The organism is Mesorhizobium sp. M7A.F.Ca.CA.004.04.2.1 (genome assembly GCF_004022825.1).
Lineage (GTDB): Bacteria > Pseudomonadota > Alphaproteobacteria > Rhizobiales > Rhizobiaceae > Mesorhizobium.
Window position 1 is genome coordinate 1 of the sequence record NZ_RZPH01000305.1, and the last position, 5,887, is coordinate 5,887.

General features: G+C 61.6%; 6 protein-coding genes. 1 reads left to right on the forward strand and 5 read right to left on the reverse strand.

Annotated elements, in window-relative coordinates; all coding sequences use genetic code 11:
• Positions 1 to 386: 386 nt before the first annotated feature.
• Entirely contained in the window at positions 387 to 572 is a 186-nt protein-coding gene (locus EN893_RS15370) for a hypothetical protein (RefSeq protein WP_032930657.1), read from the reverse strand.
• A gap of 218 nt (positions 573 to 790) precedes the next feature.
• On the opposite strand from EN893_RS15370, the gene EN893_RS15375 reads away from it, so the two are divergent.
• On the forward strand, positions 791 to 1,690 hold the full coding sequence (locus EN893_RS15375; protein ID WP_013531163.1) for a LysR substrate-binding domain-containing protein: 900 nt from the start codon (positions 791 to 793) through the stop codon (positions 1,688 to 1,690).
• A gap of 27 nt (positions 1,691 to 1,717) precedes the next feature.
• Here the strand turns inward: EN893_RS15375 and EN893_RS15380 are convergent, their stop codons facing one another.
• From EN893_RS15380 to EN893_RS15395, 4 genes are all read right to left on the reverse strand, one after another.
• Positions 1,718 to 2,665, reverse strand: a complete 948-nt coding sequence (locus EN893_RS15380) for an alpha/beta hydrolase (RefSeq protein ID WP_127271302.1) — start codon at positions 2,663 to 2,665, stop codon at positions 1,718 to 1,720.
• Between the two features lie 232 nt (positions 2,666 to 2,897).
• Positions 2,898 to 3,083 (reverse strand): hypothetical protein, encoded by a 186-nt coding sequence (locus EN893_RS15385; RefSeq protein ID WP_127271300.1) that lies wholly within the window; start codon positions 3,081 to 3,083, stop codon positions 2,898 to 2,900.
• A gap of 188 nt (positions 3,084 to 3,271) precedes the next feature.
• The gene (locus tag EN893_RS15390) at positions 3,272 to 5,422 is read right to left on the reverse strand and encodes an ASKHA domain-containing protein (RefSeq protein ID WP_127271733.1); all 2,151 of its coding nucleotides are present in this window, start codon (positions 5,420 to 5,422) and stop codon (positions 3,272 to 3,274) included.
• A partial coding sequence (locus tag EN893_RS15395) for a dihydropteroate synthase (protein WP_164900900.1) occupies positions 5,373 to 5,887 on the reverse strand: 515 nt, incomplete at its 5' end. The genes EN893_RS15395 and EN893_RS15390, both read right to left, overlap by 50 nt.

Sequence of the window (5,887 nt, forward strand, 5' to 3'; positions counted from 1 at the left end):
GGTCAGGTTCATTTCGCGGCGGGCAAAGAGGCGTGCAAAAAGCTTCATAATCATCTCCATTTGTTGCTCAGACGGGTCGCCTTCGCTTGATGGAGTGGGGCAGCTCGTTTGCTGGCGCCGATATAGGCTTGTGTAAGCAGAAACTAAATCGCAAAAGCGAAGCGCTTGATATGAAATGCGACATCGGTTGCGACAGATTTGGGCAAGGTGCCCAAAATTTACGATTATTTACAAGGGATTAATTGAAAAGAGGGCTGCTATGCGGCTTTCTCATATGCGTCATGCGCTGGAAACATGGCTCTAAAAATTCATTTGAGTGCAAATAAAATAGAGAAGGCCTGCCGGGCGGTTTGCGCGGCAGGCCTTCAGCACATGGTACACACGATCTACTTTGCTCCAGCCCAGGATCCGACGCCGTTGCGAGTACCGGTCTTGGTATCGGAAGCTTCAGGCCAGCCGATGTCCTTCTGCAGTTCGATCGGCAGGGAGCGGATAGCGCGTTCAGTCTGGTAGCGGGCGCGCGCCGCGCTGAATTCGGTCGCGATGCGACCAAGGGACGACAGGATAGACATCTCTTTCTCCTTTGGGTTGGCGAGTGCCAGACAGCGAGTTGGCTACTGCGGGTTTGTTTCAACTTCATTTCGTGTCGAATGCAGGTCTGTGTCGAGGTCGTTTCATGGCTGCTTGTGGCAGCTACTGCTTCGATGGAGTTGACTATCCTCCCAATCTGATGTTCAATCAAACGAAATGGAATGATGTTTTGTATCAGAAAAATTGAAGGTCGGTTGCCATGAACGCCCCGCTCAATCATCCGCTGCCGCTGCTCGATCTCGATGTTTTGCGCACGTTCGTGGCGATTGCCGAGACCGGCAGCTTCACCACCGCCGCCAATGCCGTGTTCCGCACGCCGTCAGCCGTTTCCATGCAGATCAAGAAGCTCGAGGACATTCTCGGCCGCTCCGTGTTCGCGCGCGACGCTCGCTCGGTGTCGCTGACGACGGATGGCGAGATGCTGCTCGGCTATGCCCGCCGACTGCTGTCCATCAATCGCGAGGTGGTGTCGAAGTTCATCATTCCCGAGATTGTCGGTGTGGTGCGGCTTGGCTCGCCGGACGATTACGGTGAGCGCGTGCTGCCGCATGTGCTGAAGCGTTTTGCGCAGTCGCATCCGTCGATCGCCGTCGACGTCACCATCGACCAGAGCAGCAATCTGCGCCGGCGCATGGACGACCGGGCGCTCGACATCACGCTGCTGACCAATTCCTACAAGACCAGCGCGCTCGGCGCCGAGGTGCTGCTGACCGAGCCGATCGTCTGGGCCGGTGCCAAGGGCGGCTGCGCGCATCTGCGCGAGCCGCTGCCGGTGTCGCTGTGGGAAGAGGGCTGCGCCTGGCGTGCCGGGGCGCTCGATGCGCTTGGCCGCGAGGGCCGCAATTACCGCATCGCCTATATGAGCGCGCACACGGCCGGCCAGCGCGCCGCGATCATGTCCGATCTCGCCGTGGCGCCATTGCCGAAGTCGTTCCTCGGCAATGACATGGTCGAACTCTGCCCGAAGGACGGCATGCCCGACATCGGGACCTACAATCTGGCGATGGTGGTGGCGCCGGATGCCAGTGCCCCGGTCAAGGCCGTTGCCGACCACATCCGCGCGACTTTCGAAGTCTTCCGGGAAACCGGCAAGTTCTGACCGGCTGGTAAGGACGATAGTATAAAGCTACTCCGCCGCTTCGGCGGGGCGCTGTTCAGGCCTTACTCTCGTATCGTGCACGATCCGGCTCTCCCCGAGAAAGGCGACGATGCGCTCGCGGGCGCGCCGGGCTTCCGGCATGTCAATCAGCGGCCAGACGTGGAACATGCCTTCCTCATAGACAAGATCGATTTCAACGCCGGCTGCGCGGGCTTTTTCGGCGAAGATCAGATTGTCGGGAGTCAAAAGATCGCGCGAGCCGGTCAAAAGCAGCGTTCTTGGCAGCACTGACAGATCTCCATAGACCGGGCTGATGTGCCAGTCGCTGGGATCGATGCCGGCACTGTACAGGCGAATCGCCTCCCTTCCGCCAGCTATGCCCAGCCAAGGGTCGGTGCGTTCCGCCTCGAACACTGCGGGGTTGGTGAGCGACACGTCGAGACCCGGCGAAATGAGCACATGCCGCGACGGCAGGGGCAGTCCTTCTTCGGCGACCATCATGGTCAGCACCACAGCCATATTGCCGCCGGCGGAATCGCCCATGAAGACGATGTCTTCGGCTTCCGTCTCGGCGAGCATCTGCCGGTAGACATCGCCAACCATTCCGAACATGGCATGGAAATCGTGTTCGGGAGCGATTGGATAGATCGGCACCGTGATCCCGTAGCCCAGCCGATCCGCCATCTCGGCGATCAGGTGCCAATGATAGGGTGTGATTTCAAAGACATAGGCACCGCCGTGCAAGTAGAGAATCCGCTTCTGCTCGCCGGTCCTGGGTGCGATTTCGTAGACGGGGAAGCCATCGACCGTATGCATCTCGATGTCGAGACGCTGATGCAACGAGGCGGGCGGGCGGTGGTTCTCGGTCTTGCGCGCGGCCGCGATCCAGCGCTGCAAATTTTCCGGACTGGCAAATGCCTGCTTGCGGCTGTGCCGCAGGACGAAAGACACGACATGGCTTTTCAAACTTGGCATGCGAATACACGAACTTCGGCAAAGCCGACTAAGAGAACCCCCACTATCTTCGAAGATCGTGCCGTGGCCGAAAATGTCAAGATTTGCGCCGTATCTACACGGTGGTGTGATCCGCGCCGCGGTGCTCAGCGACGTGGTAGAAGTGCGGCACGCAGCCGGTTGCTGGTGGTCGCCGGGGACATGCGAGATCCCCGACGCATGCCGAGCAATTTGCATTTGTCGGCGAAGGTCATCAGCGCGCGGCGCTCCAGATCGTGTTGATAAGTGCGGCCTTTTCGCTGGATCGCGGCGATACCGGCCAGCCGATATCCTTCTGGATTTCGGGCGGCAGGCTGTTCAACAGGCGTCGCGCCTTGCTGCGGTCGTGAGCATTCTTGATGGCCGTGCCATAGCGGCCGAGGTTTTCGAGCATTGACATCGTTGTCTCCTCCGGAGCGTTGCGGCGGCTGGAAAGATATCTCCAGCCTGCCATTCGATGCCGGTTGAATGCGCCTGCCATGTATCTGGCGAATTTCACGAAAACAGCTTTTTGGTTTCCGGATCAGGCGATCCGGAAACATTTGCATGCAAATGAGTTTGGAAAGGCCGTGACCTGGGCGCGGCCGCTTATTCCCGTCCACGCCTGGCGGCGTGGCCTTCGCGCGAACGCCGTCGCGGAGCGGCGTCGCCGGCAACGCCGTCCTCGCTGACCGTCTTGCGCGGCGGCAGTTTCACCGCTGCCGACAGCTTCGGGAACGGATCGACCTTGTTGGGCAGCGCCATGGCGTAGACGAAATGCTCCTGGAATTTCGGTTCCAGGGCCGTCTCGATCTTCTCGATCTTGCTGACCGTGTCCTCGATCTCGCGGCGGTAGCCGCGATTGAGCAGCGCCATGCGCGCGCCGGCACCGGCGGCGTTGCCGACGGCCGAGACCTTGTCGAGGTCGCAATCCGGGATCAGCCCGAGCACCATGGCGTATTTCGGATCGATGAAGGAGCCGAAGGCGCCGGCGAAATGGATGCGGTCGACATGCTCGGTGTTCTGCTTTTCCATCAACAGCTTGGTGCCGGCATAAAGCGCTGCCTTGGCAAGCTGAATGGCGCGCACATCGGTCTGGGTGATGGTGATCTTCGGCCCATCTTCCGTCAATGCGGCAGAGCCTTCCTTCAGCACGTAGGAGAAGGTGCGGCCGTTGGCGGTGACGCGCGGCGAACGGGCCGAAAGCCCGCCGTCGATGACGCCGTCCTCGGAAATGATGCCGGCGAGATACATCTCCGCCACCACTTCGATGATGCCGGAACCGCAGATGCCGGTGACGCCGGTTGCCTGGACGCTTTCCAGGAAGCCCGGCTCGTCGGACCACAGCTCAGAGCCGATGACGCGGTATTTTGGTTCCAGTGTATCGGGATCGATGCGCACACGCTCGATGGCGCCCGGTGCTGCGCGCTGGCCGCCGGAGATTTCGGCACCCTCGAAGGCAGGGCCTGTGGGCGAGGAGGCCGCAACCACACGCTGGCGATTGCCGAGTACGATCTCGGCATTGGTACCGACATCGACGATCAGCATCATCTCGTCCTGGCGATGCGGGCCTTCCGACAGCGTCACCGCCGCCGCGTCCGCTCCGACATGGCCGGCGATGCAAGGCAGCATGTAGAGCCTGGCGCCCTGGTTGAGCTTCAGGCCGATGTCGGATGCCTTGATGTGCACAGCGCCCGAAACGGCCAGCGCAAAGGGCGCGCCGCCAAGCTCGGTCGGATCGATGCCGAGGAACAGATGGTGCATGATCGGATTGCCGACGAAGACGCTGTCCAGGATGTCGTTGCGCTGGACATTGCCTTCGGCGCAGACCTTGTCGACCAGCCCGGAGATTGCCTCACGCACGGCGACCGTCATGCCTTCGCGGCCGTCAGGATTCATCATCACATAGGAGACGCGGCTCATCAGATCCTCGCCGAAGCGGATCTGCGGGTTCGAGGTGCCGGAGGAGGCGGCGACGCGGCCCGACAGCAGCGACACCAGATGCATGGCGATGGTGGTCGAGCCGATGTCGCAGGCGAGACCGTAGGCCTCGTTCTTGAGGCCGGGCCAAAGTGCTACGACGCGCGCGGTCTCCGAATCGGCATCCTTGTAGATGGCGGCGGTCGCGGTCCAGTTGCCCTTGCGCAGGATACCTTGCACCTGCGGCAGCAGATAAAAATCGAAATCAAGGCTTTTCAGGCCCCAATCGTGCATCAGCGCGATCTTCAGCCGGTCGAGATCGCCAAGCGGCTTGTGCATGTCGGGTTCTTCGATCTCGACATAGCACATGCGGATCGCCGCATCGCGGGCGATCACCCTGGTGTCGGCATCCTTGCGGATGGTCTGCGCGTTGATGACCGTGTCCTGCGGCACGTCGATGACGAGGTCGCCGAGAATCTGCGCCGAGCAGGAGAGGCGGCGCCGTTCGGGCAGGCCACGGACGCGCTCATAGCGCTCTTCCTTGGCGCCCTTGGGCGTGATGTGGTCGTTGGAGGAGGTGATCTTGTGCTTGGCGAAATTGCCTTCCTGCACTTCGATCTGGCAGCGTCCGCAAGTGGCGCGTCCGCCGCAGACGCTTTCGACATAGACGCCTAGCTGGCGCGCGGCATCGAGCACCGGCGTGCCGACAGGAAAACGCCCGCGCTTGCCGGACGGCATGAACAGCACGAGCGGGTCGGTGATGTTGGCAGGTGAGTTCACGATTGCGCGCTTATCCTCGGCCCATCCGGGCTTCACGGCCGCCACGGCGGCGGCCGCCATTGCCGGCGCCGTCGCCCGGCGCATTGACTTGCGTCGGGGCGGCAACGGCCTGGCCGCCTTCGGCCGGCTTGTAATCCTTATAGGTGCGGATCCAGTTGGTGCAGTTCTCGTCGGTGCCGTTCAGCACATTCGCGCCGCGCACGGCTTCCATTTCCTGCGGGCGCACCGGGTTCATGATCGCCGAGGTCATGCCGGCGCCGATAACCATCGGAATGAAGGCAGCGTTGATGCCATGGCGATGCGGCAGGCCGAACGAGATGTTGGACAGGCCACAGGTGGTGTTGACCTTGAGCTCTTCACGCAGGCGGCGCAGCAGCGCGAAGACCTGGCGGCCGGCATCGCCCAGCGCGCCGATCGGCATCACCAGCGGGTCGACGACGACGTCATGCGCCGGAATGCCGAAATCGGCGCAGCGCTCGACGATCTTCTTGGCGACGGCGAAACGCACGTCCGGATCCATTGAAA

What these genes read in the sequence shown, in the direction of transcription:
- EN893_RS15370 (WP_032930657.1), bottom strand. Translation starts at nt 572, where the DNA reads ATGTCTATCCTGTCGTCCCTTGGTCGCATCGCGACCGAATTCAGCGCG.
- EN893_RS15375 (WP_013531163.1), top strand. Translation starts at nt 791, where the DNA reads ATGAACGCCCCGCTCAATCATCCGCTGCCGCTGCTCGATCTCGATGTT.
- EN893_RS15380 (WP_127271302.1), bottom strand. Translation starts at nt 2,665, where the DNA reads ATGCCAAGTTTGAAAAGCCATGTCGTGTCTTTCGTCCTGCGGCACAGC.
- EN893_RS15385 (WP_127271300.1), bottom strand. Translation starts at nt 3,083, where the DNA reads ATGTCAATGCTCGAAAACCTCGGCCGCTATGGCACGGCCATCAAGAAT.
- EN893_RS15390 (WP_127271733.1), bottom strand. Translation starts at nt 5,422, where the DNA reads ATGGCGGCCGCCGCCGTGGCGGCCGTGAAGCCCGGATGGGCCGAGGAT.